The organism is Marinobacter guineae (assembly GCF_002744735.1).
Classification (GTDB): Bacteria; Pseudomonadota; Gammaproteobacteria; order Pseudomonadales; family Oleiphilaceae; genus Marinobacter; species Marinobacter guineae.
The window spans coordinates 636,821-654,071 of sequence record NZ_KZ319340.1 but is presented as its reverse complement, the minus strand read 5'-3'; the positions used below and the strand labels follow the sequence as shown (position 1 = coordinate 654,071).

The window sequence follows — 17,251 nt, the reverse complement described above, 5'->3', positions numbered from 1 at the left end:
GGAACAAACGCAGGTACCTGTTGACGGTAATCCCGGTAGGCCAGTCCGATGGCCGGGCGTGCCATGAGCGCATAGAGCCCTAAAAGGTATTTAGTCATGAGCTGCGTCCCTCCCCGTTGCGGGCAATGAAGTAAACGTTGAACGGGTCGTGCTCCAGACGCTGGGACGTAATATCGCGGAAGCCTGCCTGGCGGAGCATCTGTTCGGCCTTTTCTTCACCCCAGAGCGTGCCAAGGCCAGGTCCGCCCTGAGCGAGGGAAACCGGTGTGCAGTGGGCACAGGATATGGTGTAAAGCAGTGGCCCGAGGGGATGTTCAAGGTTGTTTTCCAGGAAGCTTGAGCCGGCAATATCCTGCATCAGGTAAATCCCTCCAGGCCGGAGGGCTCCGCAAATGCCTTTCAGCAAGGCGGCCGGGTCTGCCTGGTCATGAACCGCATCAAAGCTGGTGATCAGATCATAGGCCGCCGGTTGCCGGAAATCCCGGAGATCCCTGGGTTCGAACGTCAGGTTGGACAGCCCGAGTGAGCGGGCTCTCTCCCGGGTAGGTGCAAACGCTTCCTCGCACAGATCAAAACCGGTGAACCGGCTTTTCGGGAAAGCCTGGGCCAGGGCGAGCAGGGCCAGACCACGTCCGCAGCCGGCGTCCAGCACTGAAATGCCCTGGTTGAGGCGTTCACGCAACTCCGGGACCAGCGGCAGGATATGGTCGAACAGAGCGCTGACCACGGTCTGATGGCTGTCTTCCGCCATCACTTCGTGAAAGCAGGGGTAGGCGCTGTAGGATAAGCCTTCACCGGTCCGGAAACACGCCAGCAGGTCTGACTCCATGCTGCTGATCAGCGGAATAAATCGGGCGGTTACCGCCAGGTTGTTCGGGCTAGCGCTGCGTGTCAGGCAGGCGGCGTGGGCCGGATCCAGCGAAAAGGTCTTGTCGACGGGATGATAATCGACAATGCCGCCGGTCACCATCACCGACAGCCATTCCCTGACGTACCGCTCGTTCAGGCCGCCAGCTCTGGCAATCTGCTCGCTGGTCGCCGGCGGCAGGCTGGCCAGAGTGTCAAACAGGCCTAGCCTATGGCCCAGTGAGGCCATGGCCACGATGGCGGCGTGATTCACCATGTTGGCGAATTGCTCTCCGAACAGTTCGGGTGTCCGAGGGGTTGCGGATGCAGAAAGTGGTGCGTTCATGGGGGGGTCTCCCTGTTTCGGTTTGTGGTTGGTGCACGTCCATGCTGCACCCGCTGCCGTTTGTGCCCTTCAGCGAAATCCGTCAATTACTGGTCGAATCCGCCAGGTGGTCAGGGCGAATTGAAGGTCCTATGATCAGGTTTGAAAGGGAGGGCACCATGGTGGCAGAGAACAGTCCGGAGACGCTTCGCCGGCCGATTGAGGTGGGCATTCTCGCCGTACCCCAGGCAACAGCGTCGCCAATCTATGGTATGCAGGAGGTTCTTGCCTCAGCCGGGCGTGACTGGGACTTTCTGATGCAGGGCACTCCGGGCGAGGGACTGATCAATGCGTCCATCGTTTCAATGGATGGCGAGCCTATGGAGCTGTCGAACGGCGGCTGGGTCAAGCCGGCGAAAACCCTGGACGACCGGTATTGCCCGGATGCACTCTGCATTCTCGAAGTGGTGTTCGACCCTGCCTCCGGCCCCGGTGACCTGTTTGCCCGGGAAACCCGTTGGCTGAAAGACTACTGGCGCAAGGACGGTCTGATCGCCACCGCCTGTACCGGCGCAGTTCTGCTCGGTGAGGCCGGTTTGCTGGCCGGTGAGGATGCCACCACCCACTGGGGGTTCTGTGATTTCATGGCCAGACGTTATCCCGGCGTCCGGATGCATCCGGAGCGGGCCCTGGTGGCTTCCGGTACCGGCCAGCGCCTGATCATGTCGGGCGGTGGTACCTCCTGGATGGATCTTGGTCTGTATCTGATTGCCCGTTTCTGCAGCCAGGCTGAAGCGGTTCGGGTTGCCAAGGTCCATCTGATTGAATGGCACGAGACCGGACAGCAACCGTTTGCTTCGGTAAGTCATCAGCGCCAGTCTGATGATGCGGTCATTGGCCGTTGCCAGCAATGGGTAGCCCATCACTATGACCAGCCCTCTCCGGTGGCCGGTATGATATCGCTTAGCGGTCTGAGCGAACGTTCGTTCCACCGCCGGTTCCGGCAGGCAACCGGTATGACTCCCATTGACTATGTATTGACCCTGAGGCTTGAAGAGGCCAAGCAGATTCTGGAGACCAGCAAGGTTTCTGTGGAGGCGGTGGCGGAAATGGTGGGGTACCAGGACGCCGCCTTTTTCAGTCGCAAGTTCCAGCAACGTGTTGGCCTGACTCCAGCGCAGTACCGTCGGAAATTCGGAGGTGTGGGACGGTTACCCGCTAATGAATAGATGATCGCTTGCCGGATTGTCCGATTATCCATACGGTGTCCGAATTTGCGGACAGTGCCGTCAATCGCCCGTTCCAGGCCATGTCTCGGTAAATTCTTCCACCAAACTGTCCGGATACCTGGATTTTTTTGCCCCGGTTTTCCCGAAAATTAAATTTATCAATTTTAAATCAATGTTTTGGGTGATTGGCACAGGATCCGCATGGCGTTCCATGGGCCCGGCTTGAGGCCTGGTCTATTCGTTTACAACAACAAACAAGGAACGATCATGAAACGAATAATGCTCTGCGCCCTGATCGGCGCTACGGGGATGACCCTTACTGCCTGCAAGGATAAAACACCGTTCAATGAAATCCCTGACTTCATCCAGGGCGATATAAACCAGTCCAGCTACGACGGCATTACCAATGACCTGCTGACCGCCGGTCTGGGCGCCAGCGGTCTGGCGAGCACTACCGCGCCTGCTTTCACAGACGCTCTCAATCCGGCGCCTGCCGAACTCCGGCGCCTCGCCATTTACAACAACTACCGCGCTCTCGTCGATACCGCACCGGGCGGCGGCTATGGCGCCTTCTTTGGTCCCCAGGTGGGCAACGGTGGCGAAGGTTGGATTCCCGGTGACGAGTACATCGCCTATATGGCGGTACCGGGAACCGACGTCCCGGTGACGGTCATGGCCCAGGTGCCCGAGAGCTTTGATCCGGAGCAACCCTGCATGGTTACGGCGCCATCCTCCGGCTCCCGTGGCATCTACGGCGCCATTGGCACAGCCGGGGAATGGGGCCTCAAGAAAGGGTGCGCCGTGGTGTACACGGACAAGGGCACCGGCACCGGTTCACACAATCTGGCCACCAATACCGCCCAGCGCATTGATGGCACGCTGACCTCATCCGAGGAACCAGTGCAGTTCCGGGCCGACCTGACCGATGAGCAGCGAGCGACCTTCGACAGCGCCTGGCCGGACCGGTTTGCCTGGAAGCACGCACACTCCAAAGCCAATCCGGAAGCAGACTGGGGGCTGCATGTGTTGCAGTCCATTGAGTTCGGCTTTTATGTGCTGAACGAAAAATTTGGCCGGGAGCTGGGCAATGGCGAGATTCTGAGGACCATTAATCCCAAGAATACGGTCGTGATTGCTTCCAGCGTGTCCAACGGTGGAGGCTCGTCTGTGCGGGCTGCCGAACTGGATACCGAGGGGCTGATTGACGGTGTTGCGGTATCGGAGCCGAACGTGAATCCGGAAGTGGACCGCAGCTTCACCATCCGCCAGGGCGATGGCTCGGTCATTACCGAGCACAGCCGGAGCCTGCTGGATTACACAACGGCACTGGCTGTCTATCAGGGCTGTGCCAACCAGGCGCCGGCGATTGCGGGCCTAGCGCCTTTCAATTTGGTCGCCCAGGACATTGGTCAGAACATCTGTAACTCCCTTGCCAATAAGGGGCTGGTAACGGGCGCTGAGGTAGCCGATCTTGCAACCGATGCACTGCGCATATTGAACGAGGAGTTTGGTATTCAGCCGGAGCAAAACCTGCTGGCGCCGGCGCACTTCTGGTTGAATGTGGCACAGAGTATTTCCTACACATATGCCAACGCTTATGGCCGGGCCGGTGTTGAAAAGCGAGTCTGTGGCCTCAGCTTCGCCGCGACCGATTCCAGTGGAGCCGTTAGCCAATTGGCTCCCGCAGACGAGGCAGCGCTGTTTTCGGCCAGCAACGGTATTCCACCATCGGCCAAGGTGAACATTGTATACGACGGTGCCGATGGCCAGCCCACCAGCTTGCCCTTAAGCGCGTCACCGAGCACCAATCAGATGGATTACGGCCTGGACGCCCTGCTGTGCCTCCGTAGCCTCGCCCAGGGCAGTGATGTGGTCACCGGTGAAGCCCTTGAAGGGGCCGACGCCGAGCTGGCATCGGCCATTGCAACGGGTATTGACGAAGTGCGCGCCAACGGCGATCTGCAGGGTAAGCCTGCGGTATTTGTCACTGGCCGTGCCGACGCGATCCTACCCATCAACCACACCTCCCGGCCCTATTTCGGCCTGAACCAGCGAGTGGAGGGAAAGAAAAGCAACCTTCGGTACTACGAGATCCTCAACGCCCACCACCTGGATGTGCTCAATGGACTTCCTGGTATTGCTGGTCGTTACGTGCCACTGCACCACTACTACTTCCAGGCGCTCGATCTGGTCTGGGCCAATCTGACAGAGAAGCAGGCGTTGCCACCCAGCCAGGTGGTGCGTGCCGTGCCCCGGGGCGAAAGTGCGCCGCCCTTGGCAGAGGCTAACCTGCCGGCAATCAACCCTGCTCCCGATGCCGCGGATCGGATTGTCTTTACCAACGACCAGCTCCGGATCCCGGAGTAACAGCATGGCAAGCCGGCCCGGCTCATGGTCGGGCCGGCTTCGTTTGCCCCCGGTCCGGGGGCCCCATATACTTCCGTGACTGCACCCGGCCTGCCGGGTGCCAGGGTTTAGACCATGAATGACATTCGACCCGTTGGTGCGCGGTACATGACAGAGCTGTTTAGCGATAAGAACAAGAGTGGCCTGACCCGGGACCTGATCGAAGCCCTGTTCCCGATGTTTGAGGAAGCCAGTGCCGGTGCCATCGCGGTGGACCGGCAGGCCCGGATTACCTGGATCAACAGCAGTTATTCCCACCTGCTGGGCCTGGGGGATCCGTCGCGGGTTATTGGCAAGCCGGTGCGCCAGGTTATTCCTCAGACCCGCATGCCGGAGGTGGTTGAAACCGGCAAGCCCCTGCTGCTCGACATCATGGAGCACAACCAGCAACAGCTGGTGGTTACACGATTGCCCTACTACGACGACGAGGGAGCGATTGTTGGCGCGGTTGCCTTTGTCCTGTATGACGACCTGCAACCTCTGACACCACTGGTTTCAAAGTACCGGCGGCTTCATCAGGATCTGGCCGCGGCTCGCAAGGCGCTGGCGAAGAAAGCCCGGGGCACTCGTTACAGCCTGGGCGATTTTGTCGGTGCCAGCCCGGCGGCACTCGAAGTCAAACGGCGGGCCCGTCTGGCCGCCGGGCGGGAGATGCCGGTACTGTTGCTCGGCGAAACGGGCACCGGTAAGGAGGTATTGGCCCAGGCGATCCATACTGTGTCCGCCCGGGCCGACAAGCCTTTTGTGGGCGTTAATGTCGCAGCCATTCCGGACAATCTGCTGGAAGCGGAATTTTTTGGGGTGGCTCCGGGAGCCTATACCGGCGCGGACCGCCGTACCCGTGAAGGCAAGTTCCAGCTTGCCAATGGTGGCACTCTTTTCCTCGACGAAGTGGGTGATATGCCCCTGCCACTGCAGGCGAAATTGCTTCGGGCGTTGCAGGAAGGGGAGATTGAACCCCTGGGCTCCAACAAGGTGGTGCCGGTGGATGTGCGGGTTATCGCAGCCACCAGCCGAAACCTGGAAATGATGATTGCCGACGGAGATTTCCGGTCTGATCTCTATTACCGTTTGAACGTTCTGGAGATTCCGATTCCGCCCCTGCGCGACCGGCTGGCGGACCTGGGTGTGCTTTGCGAGGCGCTGCTGGAAGATATCTGTGACGGCCTGGAGTTGCGTGGGGAAATCACCGATGCGGGGGTGTCCGCCCTCGGCAGTTACGACTGGCCTGGTAACATACGAGAATTGCGCAACGTTCTGGAGCGGGCTCTGACCATGGGCGAGGATACTGGTCTGCTGGATGCGGATGCCATCTTCAAGGTATTGCCCCGCAATGGCAGTCGGCCGGCTTTGTTAATGACCGCACAACCAGTCCGGCCTTTATCCCAGACCCTTGCCGAGGCTGAGGCCCAGGCCATTGAAGAAGCCCTGGTTGCGAGTCGTGGTAATCGCACACGAGCGGCAAAGCTGCTGGGAATCTCCCGGTCGGTGCTTTATGAGAAACTCGCCAGACTGTTCTGAATTCAGGACACCTGTCCTGTAATTCGTACAATTACCTACGACTGATGTCTAACTGTGTCCGGAATATCGGACGCGGTGCGCCCATGCTTATCTCCCAGAGATTTTTAACCTAATGAAAATAAAGGAAAAAAGTCTTTTGGCATGCTGTCTGCAAATGCCGAGCTGCAGGACGTCAGAACAACGCAGAAAACAAGACTGACGTGTACCGTTGGACCCAAAAAAACTTCCCTGTCCGTCTCGTTGCCTGCGATGTCTGACTACACTCAGACTAGGCCTGTCAGTTCTGAACTGCCCGGCTTACTAAAACAACAATGCTAGGAGACTTGCCAATGAAACTCTTCAAGGCCCTTACCGGTATCGCCGGTGCGATTGCCCTGACCACGGGATCGGCGGTCGCAGATGACCTGCGCTGGAAAATGCCGGTCGCCTTCGCCACAAATCTGCCCGGCCTGGGTTCACCTGCGGCGTGGGTTGCCGATAACCTCAACACTGCTTCGGACGGAAGTCTCCAGGTTCGTGTATACGAGCCCGGTAAGCTGGTCCCGCCATTCGATATCTTGCAGTCCGTTTCCGATGGCAAGGTTGAAGCAGGCTACACCTGGATCGGTTACGACCAGGGCAAGGTTCCTGCGATTCCTCTGTTTGCGGCTGTTCCCTTCGGCATGAAGCCATGGGCCTACACTGCCTGGTATTACTACGGTGGCGGCCATGAGATGCTGCAGGAAGTCTATGCCAATAAGGGCTTCGACGTGCACGCCCAGCTGTGCGGTATTATCGGGCCTGAAACAGCGGGCTGGTATGCCGAGCCAATCAAAACACTGGAAGACTATAAAGGCCTGAAGATCCGCTTCGCGGGCCTGGGTGGCAAGGTTCTGGAAAAACTGGGCGCCTCCGTCACCATGATGCCCGGTGGTGAGCTCTACCAGGCACTGGAAAAAGGCACCATCGATGCCACCGAATTCTCCATGCCCGCCATCGACCAGATCCTGGGTTTCAACCAGGTGGTCAAGTACAACCTGTTCCCGGGCTGGCACCAGCAGTTCACCGCCCAGTACATGCTGATCAACAGGGATCAGTGGAACAAAACCACTGACGCACAGAAAGCGCTGGTCGAGGCCTCCTGTACTGCGGCAACAACTCTTGGCCTGGCCGAGGGCGAATACAAGAATGGTAAGGTGCTGGCCGAGTTCCAGGAAAAGGGCGTTCAGGCTGATCAGATCCCCCGTGACGTTCTGAAACAGTTGCAAACGGTCACCGAGGAAGTGCTGAAAGAAGAAGCCTCCAAGGATGCCGACTTCAAGCGCGTTTATGAAAGCCAGAACGAGTTCCTGAAAACCTATAAGGTTTGGGATACCCGGGCCTACGTTCCGACGGATCTGTAAGGTCGGGGGCCGATCCCGAGACACCGGGGCAAGTTCCGGTGTTCTCTGACCAATTCTGGATGGCCCTTCGGGGCCATCCTTGTTTCACAGTCGGCTTTTTGAGCGAGGAATTGTTATATGACGGTGCTTGGTAAAGACTCACCGCATAACAAGCAAACGTCGGTGTCTGACGCCGATAAATTTATACATAAACACACGGAGCTGCCAACCACCCGCATCAGTCAGTGGATAGACGGTGGGATTTCCTTGATTGGCAAAGGCGCCTCCTGGCTTTGGATCGTGGTGACGGGCGTCATTATCTGGGCCGTCGTTGGCCGATATGTCTTTGACGAGGGTTCCGTGACGCTGGAAGAGGTGCAGTGGCATCTGGCCGGCATCGGCTGGTTGTTGGGGCTGTCCTATACCCTTGTGGTGGATGATCATGTGAGAGTGGATGTGCTCCATGAGCGCCTGTCTCTGAGAGGCCAGGCCTGGATTGAACTGTTTGGCCTGCTTTTCCTGTTGTTGCCGTTCCTCGGGCTGGCAGTCTACGAGATGTTCCCCTATGCCTATCACTCCTGGCAGCAGGGCGAAACCAGTCAGGCGCCGGCGGGGCTTCCGTATCGCTGGGTGCTCAAGGGCATTCTGGCAGTGTCCTTTTCCCTGCTGATTGTGGCGGCGCTGTCCCGCTTGCTGAAAGTAACGGCACTGCTATTCGGCTTTCCCAAGCCAATCCGGGTCGAGTCCGGCAATAACAAGAAAGAGGATGCGTCCTGATGGAGCTTGAAACCCTGTTTGTAATCGGAATGTTCCTGACCTTCGGGGCGCTGCTGATGACCGGCTATCCGGTTGCCTGGGTGCTGGGTGGCACCGCCGTTGTCTGGACCGTGATCGGCGTGCTGGCCGTCGAAAATTTTGGAGCTAACCTCTGGTTTGACTACCCCTCCTCCATGGGGCTCGTGCCGGAGCGAATTTGGGGTATCGTCAACAGCGAGACCCTCGTCGCCCTGCCCATGTTCATATTCATGGGCATCATGCTCGATCAGTCCGGCGTCGCTGAAAAACTGATGAACAGTATGGTAAAACTCTTCGGTGCCGTTCGCGGAGGTTATGCTGTCACGGTGGTTGTCATTGGCGTTTTGCTGGCGGCTACCACGGGTATCATCGGTGCGTCCGTGGTGCTTCTGGGCATGCTCTCCTTGCCAGTCATGATGGAAAACAAGTACGACAAGGGGTTTGCCGTGGGTACTGCCTGCGCCACAGGTACCCTTGGGATCCTGATCCCTCCGTCTATCATGCTGGTGCTGATGGCTGACCGGCTGGCGGTTCCGGAGGCGTCCGTGGGCGACCTGTTCATGGGTGCATTCCTGCCCGGTCTGCTTCTGGGCGCGATGTACGTTGCCTACGTGATGATCCGCCCCCTGTTTCAGCCACACATTGCGCCAGTGCCTGAGGGTACCCAGAAAGTGTCCTGGAGTATTGTCTGGGAAGTGGCCAAGGCCGTGGTGCCTACGGCTGCGCTGATTCTGGGCGTGCTGGGCTCGATCTTTGCCGGCATAGCAACGCCTACCGAAGCGTCCGGTGTCGGTGCCCTTGGCGCCCTGCTGCTGGCCCTGATGGCGGGGCGTCTGAACCTGAAAGTTCTTAACTCCTCGATGCAGCAAACGACACGCACCGCGGCGTTCATTTTTGCCATTTTCCTGGGTGCAACGGCGTTCTCCGTGGTACTGCGGGGTCTGGGCGGCGATCAGGTGATCGAAGATGCGTTGCTGGGGCTGCCCTTCGGGCCCTACGGCGTGATACTGACCATTCTGTTCGCGGTATTCCTGCTCGGCTTCTTCCTGGACTGGGTCGAGATCACCCTGATCATCCTGCCGTTGGTCGCACCGGTAGTTCAGCATCTCGGCTTCGACCTGGTGTGGTTCACCATCCTGTTTGCCATGTGTCTGCAGACATCGTTCCTGACGCCGCCGGTGGGCTTTGCCCTGTTCTACATCAAGGGCGTGGCGCCGCCGGAAATCAAGGTGACGGATATCTACAAGGGCGTCATACCCTTCATCATTATTCAGCTTGTAGCTCTGGCTATCGTGTTCCTGGTACCGGAAATCGCGACCTGGCTGCCGAGCGTGGCTTACGACTAAGGAGATAGACAATGCGTCTGGAAAACCGGATTGCCCTTATTACCGGTGCTGGCCGCGGCATTGGCCGGGCCATTGCCGAACATTATGGCCGGGAAGGTGCCAGGGTCGCCGTTGCTGACCTGACCCTGGAAAGCGCCGGCGATACCGTGCAGGCCATTGAGGCCGCTGGTGGAACTGCCATGGCTCTGGCGATGGATGTCACCGATGAACAGGCCGTCGATGACGGCGTCGCTGCTATCGTGGAGAAATGGGGCGGGCTGGACATCGCCGTGGCTAACGCCGGCATCCAGCATATAGACCCGGTGCACAAGCTCTCATTTGCCGACTGGCGCAAGGTCATCAGCGTGCACCTGGATGGCGCCTTCCTGGTTACCCGGGCCGCGCTCCGTCAGATGTATGCCACTGGCGGTGGCACCATGCTGTATATGGGGTCAGTGCACTCGCTGGAAGCTTCGCCCCTGAAGTCACCCTACGTTGCCGCCAAACACGGCATGCTCGGGCTTTGCCGTGCCGTGGCCAAAGAAGGCGCGGAACATGGGGTACGCAGTAACATCATCTGTCCGGGTTTTGTCCGCACGCCGCTGGTGGACAAACAGATTCCCGAACAGGCGAAGGAGCTGGGTATTTCCGAGGAAGAAGTTATCAGCAAAGTGATGCTGAAAAATACGGTGGACGGCGAATTCACCACGCTGGAAGATGTGTCCGAAATGGCCGTGCATCTGGCGGCCTTCCCTTCCGCAGCGCTCACGGGCCAATCCATCGTGGTCAGCCACGGCTGGCATATGCAGTAAGTAACAGGAGAGACGGATGAGTCACACAGAACAGTCACCGGTGGTCTGGTCTCCCTCGGAAGACACCCTGAAGAACTCCCGTATGGGCCTGTTCAAGGCCTGGCTGGAGCAGCAGGGCTTCGGCCCCTTTGCGGATTACCACGCCCTGCACCAATGGTCTATTGATGAGCTGGACACCTTCTGGCAGAAGGTGTGGGATTACTGCGGCCTGGTGTGTCATACCCCGGCCGACCAGATTCTGGGCAAGCGCGATATGCCCGGTGCCGAGTGGTTCCCTGGCATGAAACTGAACTTCGCCGCCAATCTGCTCCGGCTGGCGGATGGTGAGCACGCGAACCGTGAGGCCGTGGTGGCCTATTGCGAAACCCGGCCGGTGCTGCGTCGCAGTTATGCCCAGCTCAAGGCAGACGCAGGCGCCCTGGAGGCTTTCCTGCGCAGCAAGGATATCCGCCAGGGGGATCGTGTCGCGGGTGTAGTGACCAACGGCTACGAGGCCTTGGTGGGCATGCTGGCAGCAACCAGCCTTGGTGCAGTTTGGAGTTCCGCCTCCCCCGATTTCGGCGTGGGTGCCATTCTCGATCGTTTTGGCCAGATTGAACCGTCTGCGCTGATAGTGGTGAATGGCTATGGCTATGGCGGCAAGGCCTTTGCCCGCCAGCAGGACTTCGCCGAACTGATCGCGGGCCTGCCGACACTCAAAACGGTGGTCAGCGTCCAGCAACTGCCGGACGAAGCGCCCATCCCGGGTGACCTGGTCACGACCTGGGAAGACGCGTTGGCCTTTGGTGCAGGCACGGCGCCCTCGTTCACGCCACTGCCGCCGGATCATCCTGTTTATATCCTGTATTCCTCCGGAACCACCGGAAAACCCAAGTGCATTGTTCATGGCAACGCCGGCCTGCTGGTCAATCATGCCAAGGAACTGATGCTGCACGGCGACGTGGGCCCGGACGACCGCTTCCTCTACTTCACCACCTGCGGCTGGATGATGTGGAACTGGCAGGCCTCCGCCCTGCTCACCGGCGCGGCGGTGATCACCGTTGATGGCTCCCCTGGCTACCCGAGTCTGAGCTTCCTCTGGGATACCGTGGCGGGAGAGAAAGTCACCCACTTCGGCACCAGCGCCCGGTTTATCGCCGGCTGCCGCAAAGCAGAACTCGAACCGGCGAAAACCCGGGATCAGAGCAAATTGCGCATCGTGTTCTCCACCGGTTCTCCGCTGCTACCGGAAGATTACGACTGGATGTACACCGATGGTGCCCCGAATGCTCTGCTTGGCTCAATCGCTGGTGGCACCGACATCTGTGGCTGCTTCGTCGGAGCTACTCCGCTGTTGCCGGTGCGCCGCGGTGAAATCCAGTGCCGTTTCCTCGGGGTCGATGCCGTTGCCTACGGGGATGACGGCGAGCCGGTCAGCGAAGGACGCGGCGAACTCGTTTGCCGTCAGCCGTTGCCCTCCATGCCCGTCTGCTTCTGGGAAGACCCGAATGGTGAACGCTACCGCGACGCCTACTTCAACACTTTCCCGGGCGTCTGGGCCCACGGCGACTTCATTGAATTCACCGAACACGGCGGCGCCATCATTTACGGCCGCTCCGACGCCACCCTGAACCCCGGCGGCGTCCGCATTGGCACCGCGGAAATCTACCGCCAGGTAGAAACCGTGGCCGAAGTCAAAGACAGCCTCGTGGTCGGTCGCCAGATCGACGGTGACGTGGAAGTGGTCCTGCTGGTGGTGCCTGCCGAAGGCCAGGAAGTCACCGACGACCTGCGGAAACAGCTTAAATCCCGCATCCGCGAGGGCGCCAGCCCAAGGCACGTACCGAAGCATATCGTGCAGGTAAACGACATCCCTTACACCCGTAGCGGTAAGAAAGTCGAACTGGCCGTGGCCCGTCTGATTAATGGTTCGAAGAAGGCCGACAACCGGGATGCCCTTGGCAATCCGGAAGCCTTGGATCATATCCGGGAGCGGTTGGCTGGGGTTGGGTTGTTGCCTGGATGATGTCCTGAAAAATGGAGGTGGGGGTCGGATTACGCCTTTGGCTAATCCGACCTACTACCTGGTTCGGGCCGGAGTTTTGTTAACAATAAGCCGGCTCTTACATCCTTGACTCTTTTTCGTGGAATTCACCTGAATAGTCAGAAAAGCGGGGCGGGCAGGGCTGCCAAAAACTGTGCGGAGCCAGGGATGGCGGAGCCCAAGCGTCACAGGGATGTGCCGCAAGGAGCGTGTTTTTGGCAGCCCTGCCCGCTCCGCGACTCCACCGGAGTAATGTTAGGCAATGTTAGAAAGTTTCGTAAATTCCCGCCATTTCATCGTGTTGTAACGGAAGATACGGTACTTTTAGTCCGTTCTTATACTAAGATCGTAACCAAAATTAACGAAAAAATGGTATCTTAGTAGGCCTATCAAAAGTTCCCAATCAGTCATTGCTCAGGTCGGACGTTCAAAAGACGCCTGACCCCGCCATGACCGTCCTGAACCCACCCATTAGCCTGAGGACGAAAATGACATCATCCAAAGCCAAGATTGTCTACACCCTGACCGACGAGGCACCAGCCCTCGCGACACGGTCACTTCTTCCAATCCTGGAAACCTACGCCAAGCCGGCTGGTATCGAATTTGAAACCAGCGATATCTCTCTTGCGGCGCGTATTCTGGCGAACTTCCCGGATTACCTCGAAGAAGATCAGCGGGTTCCGGATGCCCTGGTCGAACTGGGCGACTACACCAAAGACCCCGAAGCCAACATCATCAAACTGCCGAACATCTCTGCCTCCATTCCGCAGCTTCGTGCTGCCATCAAAGAGCTGAATGAGCAGGGCTACAAGCTTCCGGAGTACAAGGAAAACCCGGAGACAGACGAAGAGAAAGAAATCCAGTCCCGCTACGCTAAAACGCTTGGCAGTGCGGTTAACCCGGTGCTGCGTGAAGGTAACTCTGACCGCCGTGCGCCGGCTGCGGTAAAAGCCTTTGCCCGTAAATACCCGCATTCCATGGGTGAATGGAGCCCGGCTTCCCGCACCCACGTGGCGCACATGCAAGGCGGCGATTTCTACTCCAGCGAACAGTCCGTGACCCTCGACAAGGCCACCAATACCCGCATCGTGTTCGAGAACAGTAAAGGCGAACAGACGGTCCTGAAGCCTGAACTGCCGCTGCTCGAAGGCGAAGTGCTCGACGGCATGTTCATGAGCAAGAAAGCACTGGTGAAGTTCTTTGAAGACACCATCGCTGACTGCGAAAAAACTGGCGTGATGTTCTCACTGCACGTGAAAGCCACGATGATGAAAATCTCCCACCCGATCGTGTTTGGTCACGCGGTGAGGGTTTTCTACAAGGACCTGTTCGACAAGTACGGCGACCTGTTCGATGAAATCGGTGTTAACCCGAACAACGGGCTTTCCAGCGTGATCGAGAAGATCAAACAGCTGCCCGAGTCCAAGCAGGAGCAGATCCAGGAAGACCTGCACGCCTGCTACGAGCACCGTCCGGAAATTGCCATGGTGGATTCGGTCAAGGGTATCACCAACCTGCACGTTCCCAGCGACGTGATCGTCGATGCTTCCATGCCGGCGATGATTCGAAACTCTGGCAAGATGTGGGCCCGCGATAACAAGCTCAAGGACACCAAGGCGGTGATGCCTGAGTCCACCTACGCCACCATCTACCAGGAAGTGATCAACTTCTGTAAGACCCACGGTGCTTTCGATCCCACCACCATGGGTACGGTGCCGAACGTCGGCCTGATGGCCCAGAAGGCGGAAGAATACGGTTCCCACGACAAGACCTTCGAAATCAAGGAAGACGGCATTGTCCGTGTCGTGGCCGAGGACGGCACTGTGCTGACAGAGCACAAAGTCGAGAAAGGCGACATCTGGCGTGCCTGCCAGACCAAGGACCTGCCGATTCGTGACTGGGTCAAGCTGGCCGTAAACCGCGCCCGTGCCACCGGCATGCCGGCCGTGTTCTGGCTGGATGATGAGCGTGCCCACGATGCCCAGCTGATCAAGAAAGTCGAGACCTACCTGAAAGAGCACGACACCGAGGGTCTCGAGATTCACATCATGTCGCCGGTTCGGGCCATTCGCTGGACCATGGAACGCCTGATCCGCGGCCTGGATACCATCTCCGTGACCGGTAACGTACTGCGCGACTACCTCACCGATCTGTTTCCGATCCTTGAGCTGGGCACCAGTGCCAAGATGCTGTCCATTGTCCCGCTACTGAACGGTGGTGGCCTGTACGAGACCGGCGCCGGTGGTTCCGCGCCCAAGCACGTCCAGCAACTGCTGCAGGAGAACCACCTGCGCTGGGATTCACTGGGTGAGTTCCTGGCGATCGCGGTATCCCTGGATGAACTGGGCGAGAAGCAGAAGAACGATCGCGCCCGTCTGCTGGGACAGACCCTGGACAAGGCCACTGAACGCCTGCTGGAGAACAACCAGTCGCCGTCCCGTGTTACCGGTGAGCTGGACAACCGTGGCTCCCACTTCCACCTCGCTCGCTACTGGGCAGAAGAGCTGGCGAACCAGGACGAGGACAAGGAGCTGAAGGAGTTCTTCAGCAAGCTGTCCAAACAGCTGGAAGAAAACAAGGACAAGATCCTTGAGGAAATGAGCGTGATCCAGGGTCATCCGGCCGATATCGGTGGTTACTACCATCCGCCGGCGGAGAAGGTTTGCAAGGTGATGCAGCCGAGCGACACCCTCAACAAGATCCTTGCCGATGCCCGCGCATCCGTGAAGTGATGCAATAGCAGTGCATTCGGGTGTCTCGCCTGAATGCCTGCAGAATAAAAAAACCGGATAGCCTGCACAGGCTCTCCGGTTTTTTTGTGTCTGGATCCTGGCTGGGATCAGTCGCGGTCAAGCTCTTCCTGGTAGCCTTTGCCGGCCTCGCCGGCCCGGCGTAACTGGTACATTGCTACTGGAGGGCCTAGAACTTCGAACACTACGGTGGATCCGACCACCAGAGGCAGCAGGAAGGTCAGCTCGGGCATCCTTGCGGTGGCTACCAGCGCCAACCCCATGGCGACACCAGCCTGGGGCAACAGACAGGCGCCATTGCGATAACGTATCTCCCGCCCGGATCCGGCCAGTACCCCGCCAGTGTAGCCACCGAGCAGCCGGCCGGCGGTCCGTGCCAGAACATACACGCCTCCCAGCAGTCCCAGGGACGGCAGTAATGACCAGTCCAGGCTAAAACCGGCGAGGAAGAAAAACAGCGCAAGAAAGGGATCCGAAATCCCCTCTATGGAGCGAAACGGCCGCATGTGATGTCTTGCTACGTTGGCCACGGTCACGCCAAGAGCCATACAGGTGAGCAGGTAGGAGACATTCAGGGCCCCGGCAGCGCCGGCGGCCAGGAACACAAAGCCTGCTGACTCCAGCAGCATCGGTTCACCGGGTCTGATGCGACCGGTGAGCCAGGCCATTGGCAGACCGAGCAGTACGCCAAGGATGATGGAGCCAACGACTTCCACGACCCCGTGTCCCACGGTCGCCATGATACTCACGCCGTTCCCTGAGAACAGTTCGGCAAACACCAGCAGGATGCTGAACAGGATTGCGCCCCAGGCGTCATCGATTGCAACCACCTGTGCCACCAGTCGGGTCAGTGGCCCCCGTGACTCGGATTCCTTGATAACATCCAGGGTGGCTGCAGGGTCGGTGGCAGTGGCTATCGCGGCCAGCAACAATGACGCGGCAATATTCTCGGTCACCAGCCATATCGCCAGAAAAATCACCAGAGCGGTTACCAGAGTTACCGTCAGACTGACGATGATAGCCTGTCGTCCCTGCCGCAGGTCACGAAAGGACATCCGTTCACCAAGCAGGAAACCGACCATGGCGAGGGTCAGCTCGGTCACCAGACTGAAGTTCTCGCTGGTTGTCGCCGGCACGAGGTCCAACATCTGGGGCCCGGCGAGGGCACCAACGAGGATCAGCAGGGTCACCCTCGGTACGTGCAGGCGCTGACCCACGAAATGGGCGCCCAGTGCCAGCAGCATTATGCTGCCAATGAGCAGGAGATCTACGGCATTGGACACAATTTAATCCTGTTTCAGATTGGCAAAGGTAGCTCCAGTCAGTTCTGACAAGTCCTGGGGTGTCAGCTCGATTTCCAGCCCGCGGCGGCCTGCACTGACGAAAATGGTCTCGAAGCTTCGGGCGGAATCATCAATGAAGGTTTTGAGTTTTCTTTTCTGGCCCAGGGGGCTGACTCCGCCCAGTACGTAACCGGTGCTGCGTTGAACGGCCTGTTTGTCTGCCATGGCGGCCTTTTTGCCACTGGCTGCCCGGGCGATAAGTTTCATGTTCAGCATGGTAGTCACCGGAACCACGCCGACGGCCAGCTCCTTTTCGTCAATGGCGACTACCAGTGTCTTGAAAACCCGGGCGGGATCGACAGCCATTTTCTCGGCCGCTTCGGTGCCATAGCTCTCACTGGCCGGATCGTGGTTATATTGATGAATTGTATGGGCCACCCCGGCCTTACGTGCAGCGTTGATGCCCGGCGTCATGTTCAGCTCCTTCAAAGTGACGGCATCCGGGGATTAAATCAGTTAAGCCGCAGAGCAACAACTGTCTTCAGGCCAGCGGGGAGGCGTCCGGAGCTCGTTGA

At 58.7% G+C, this 17,251-nt stretch carries 12 protein-coding genes; 9 read left to right on the top strand and 3 right to left on the bottom strand.

What is annotated here, in order from left to right:
- Positions 1–94: 94 nt before the first annotated feature.
- Entirely contained in the window at positions 95–1,192 is a 1,098-nt protein-coding gene (locus CLH62_RS11055; RefSeq protein WP_099618208.1) for a class I SAM-dependent methyltransferase, read from the bottom strand.
- A gap of 131 nt (positions 1,193–1,323) precedes the next feature.
- Between CLH62_RS11055 and CLH62_RS11050 the strand changes: the two genes are divergently transcribed.
- From CLH62_RS11050 to CLH62_RS11010, 9 genes are all read left to right on the top strand, one after another.
- Positions 1,324–2,400, top strand: coding sequence for a GlxA family transcriptional regulator (locus tag CLH62_RS11050; RefSeq protein WP_211285732.1), 1,077 nt, complete (start codon positions 1,324–1,326; stop codon positions 2,398–2,400).
- 267 nt (positions 2,401–2,667) lie between these two features.
- Complete coding sequence (locus tag CLH62_RS11045; protein WP_228152832.1) at positions 2,668–4,767, top strand: 3-hydroxybutyrate oligomer hydrolase family protein; 2,100 nt, start codon at positions 2,668–2,670, stop codon at positions 4,765–4,767.
- Between the two features lie 147 nt (positions 4,768–4,914).
- Entirely contained in the window at positions 4,915–6,327 is a 1,413-nt protein-coding gene (locus tag CLH62_RS11040) for a sigma-54 interaction domain-containing protein (protein ID WP_099618844.1), read from the top strand.
- A gap of 329 nt (positions 6,328–6,656) precedes the next feature.
- The gene (locus CLH62_RS11035; protein WP_099618206.1) at positions 6,657–7,709 is read left to right on the top strand and encodes a TRAP transporter substrate-binding protein; all 1,053 of its coding nucleotides are present in this window, start codon (positions 6,657–6,659) and stop codon (positions 7,707–7,709) included.
- Between the two features lie 117 nt (positions 7,710–7,826).
- Positions 7,827–8,465: a TRAP transporter small permease subunit gene (locus CLH62_RS11030; RefSeq protein WP_099618205.1), complete on the top strand. Its 639-nt coding sequence runs from the start codon at positions 7,827–7,829 to the stop codon at positions 8,463–8,465.
- Complete coding sequence (locus CLH62_RS11025) at positions 8,465–9,829, top strand: TRAP transporter large permease (RefSeq protein WP_099618204.1); 1,365 nt, start codon at positions 8,465–8,467, stop codon at positions 9,827–9,829. Before CLH62_RS11030 ends, CLH62_RS11025 begins: the two co-directional genes overlap by 1 nt.
- An 11-nt stretch (positions 9,830–9,840) precedes the next feature.
- Positions 9,841–10,620 (top strand): 3-hydroxybutyrate dehydrogenase, encoded by a 780-nt coding sequence (locus CLH62_RS11020; RefSeq protein ID WP_099618203.1) that lies wholly within the window; start codon positions 9,841–9,843, stop codon positions 10,618–10,620.
- A 16-nt stretch (positions 10,621–10,636) separates the two neighbouring features.
- Positions 10,637–12,625 carry an acetoacetate--CoA ligase gene (locus CLH62_RS11015; RefSeq protein WP_099618202.1) on the top strand — a complete coding sequence of 663 codons (1,989 nt, stop codon included), beginning with the start codon at positions 10,637–10,639 and terminating at the stop codon, positions 12,623–12,625.
- Between the two features lie 506 nt (positions 12,626–13,131).
- The gene (locus tag CLH62_RS11010) at positions 13,132–15,375 is read left to right on the top strand and encodes an NADP-dependent isocitrate dehydrogenase (RefSeq protein ID WP_099618201.1); all 2,244 of its coding nucleotides are present in this window, start codon (positions 13,132–13,134) and stop codon (positions 15,373–15,375) included.
- A gap of 107 nt (positions 15,376–15,482) precedes the next feature.
- Here CLH62_RS11010 and CLH62_RS11005 read toward each other — a convergent pair whose 3' ends face one another.
- On the bottom strand, positions 15,483–16,676 hold the full coding sequence (locus tag CLH62_RS11005; RefSeq protein WP_099618200.1) for a cation:proton antiporter: 1,194 nt from the start codon (positions 16,674–16,676) through the stop codon (positions 15,483–15,485).
- 3 nt (positions 16,677–16,679) lie between these two features.
- Positions 16,680–17,150, bottom strand: a complete 471-nt coding sequence (gene ybaK, locus CLH62_RS11000) for a Cys-tRNA(Pro) deacylase (protein ID WP_099618199.1) — start codon at positions 17,148–17,150, stop codon at positions 16,680–16,682.
- Between the last annotated feature and the right edge of the window lie 101 nt (positions 17,151–17,251).

Coding starts and splice junctions, on each gene's coding strand:
- CLH62_RS11055 (WP_099618208.1), bottom strand. CDS start 1,192: ATGAACGCACCACTTTCTGCATCCGCAACCCCTCGGACACCCGAACTG.
- CLH62_RS11050 (WP_211285732.1), top strand. CDS start 1,324: ATGATCAGGTTTGAAAGGGAGGGCACCATGGTGGCAGAGAACAGTCCG.
- CLH62_RS11045 (WP_228152832.1), top strand. CDS start 2,668: ATGAAACGAATAATGCTCTGCGCCCTGATCGGCGCTACGGGGATGACC.
- CLH62_RS11040 (WP_099618844.1), top strand. CDS start 4,915: ATGACAGAGCTGTTTAGCGATAAGAACAAGAGTGGCCTGACCCGGGAC.
- CLH62_RS11035 (WP_099618206.1), top strand. CDS start 6,657: ATGAAACTCTTCAAGGCCCTTACCGGTATCGCCGGTGCGATTGCCCTG.
- CLH62_RS11030 (WP_099618205.1), top strand. CDS start 7,827: ATGACGGTGCTTGGTAAAGACTCACCGCATAACAAGCAAACGTCGGTG.
- CLH62_RS11025 (WP_099618204.1), top strand. CDS start 8,465: ATGGAGCTTGAAACCCTGTTTGTAATCGGAATGTTCCTGACCTTCGGG.
- CLH62_RS11020 (WP_099618203.1), top strand. CDS start 9,841: ATGCGTCTGGAAAACCGGATTGCCCTTATTACCGGTGCTGGCCGCGGC.
- CLH62_RS11015 (WP_099618202.1), top strand. CDS start 10,637: ATGAGTCACACAGAACAGTCACCGGTGGTCTGGTCTCCCTCGGAAGAC.
- CLH62_RS11010 (WP_099618201.1), top strand. CDS start 13,132: ATGACATCATCCAAAGCCAAGATTGTCTACACCCTGACCGACGAGGCA.
- ybaK (WP_099618199.1), bottom strand. CDS start 17,150: ATGACGCCGGGCATCAACGCTGCACGTAAGGCCGGGGTGGCCCATACA.